General features: G+C 61.6%; 2 protein-coding genes. One reads left to right on the top strand and one right to left on the bottom strand.

The features are described 5' to 3' along the window. Nucleotides 1-115 precede the first annotated feature (115 nt). Nucleotides 116-307, bottom strand: a complete 192-nt coding sequence (locus tag D2K64_RS23575; RefSeq protein ID WP_120010846.1) for a hypothetical protein — start codon at nucleotides 305-307, stop codon at nucleotides 116-118. 869 nt (nucleotides 308-1,176) lie between these two features. Between D2K64_RS23575 and D2K64_RS23580 the strand changes: the two genes are divergently transcribed. Next, nucleotides 1,177-1,395: a hypothetical protein gene (locus tag D2K64_RS23580; protein WP_120010849.1), complete on the top strand. Its 219-nt coding sequence runs from the start codon at nucleotides 1,177-1,179 to the stop codon at nucleotides 1,393-1,395. The last annotated feature ends 19 nt before the right edge of the window (nucleotides 1,396-1,414 follow it).

Genomic DNA, 1,414 nt, shown 5'->3' on the forward strand with positions numbered 1-1,414 from the left:
CGTCGCGCTGCCACCACTCCAACACATGGCGGGCACTAGGCCGCATGAGAGGGCCGTTCGCAGGTCGTCGAGCCGCATCCGGCTTCGTCACGCTCCAGACCGCGAGACGGACCAGCTATTCCGCCTCGCCCTGCTGCCAGGCAAACTGCGGCAGAGACGCCACATCTTGTGTCTGGAACGTGGTTGGAGTTGCCAGGAACGTTCCCACTGCGGCCATCATGCAGAACAGCAACACGGCCGCGTAACCCAGGAGCGGCTGCTCAAGGACTGCCTGGGTGTTGTGCTGCAAGGGATTGTGCACGGCCATCTGCAAAGCTTCTCTTCGCCATCGCCGAGCATCATGCCCAGCTGTCCATCTGATTGATGGATCATAACCTATGGTTGCATCTTAAGCGTGTCTTTTGTTTGGGACTCGGCCTCTTCCAGCGGCACCATCGGCCTCTCCAGTCTACCTGTGCCCCGGAGGTACCCGCTCAGTGCAGGCGAAACGATGGCTGCTTCCGAACTGCTGACCGCTTTGCAGCGTCAACTGTTGGTCCAGAGGCGCGTAGCTGCTGCGGTCACCCACCACGCGCCCGCGAGGCTGGGCACGAGCTAGCCTTACTTGACGCTGCAGCGGGAGCCGCAGGGGTCGTTGGAGAGCCTGGCGCCAGGACGTGGGCAGAGGTGGACGGGGCTAAGGTTTCGACCTCAGGGGTCATGAGCTACTCGGCAAGGAGAGTTCCCACGCATCTTCACTACCGCCGCGTGCGTTTTCACAACGAAACAGCCAGGAGGGCATATCGTGGTGATGGGAACCAGGAGCCATAGTGCTCCGGCGCAACGGCGACTGCGCTGGCCAGCCCAGGTCGCGCTGGTGCTGGCGGCCTGGAGTGCGCTGGCCGCAGTCGGCGTGATTGCCGCGGCGCATGCTTGGACGTGATGGTGAAGGTCTTCAGCCAGAGCCATCCAAACGAAAGGTGCGCGTCGCCGTATGTCCGGCAATGGATGTCGAACAAGGCATCTCAGGGCCAGGGAGGCGGAGCAGAAGCGCGGCTGCACTTATGATGCAGCAATAGTAAGATGTTCTACTTGAAGTAGAGAAACAGCGATTTTTAACAGGCTATTCTCTGAGCCTGTTAGCAATCAACCTCGACTTCTGCCATCCTGCGGTAGAACGTCCCGGGGAAAACCTCCATGCCCAACACAATCCAGCCCTACATCCAAATGCCGGAACAGATTGGCATTGCGGGTGCCAGCCGAATGCGTGAGCTGCCGGCGCAGGAGTTTCAGCAGCGGCTCGAGCAGCGCCTCGACCACCTGCGCGCCATACTGCTCCAGCAGGGCCATCCGGCACCTGCCGCCGTTGCGATCTGCCAAGCTGCGCGCGAGGCGGCGCAGGAAGTCCGGCAGTAGGTCTCATCGCCTTCTGCAC

The sequence above is a fragment of the Teichococcus vastitatis genome (assembly GCF_003604215.1).
Taxonomy (GTDB): domain Bacteria; phylum Pseudomonadota; class Alphaproteobacteria; order Acetobacterales; family Acetobacteraceae; genus Pseudoroseomonas; species Pseudoroseomonas vastitatis.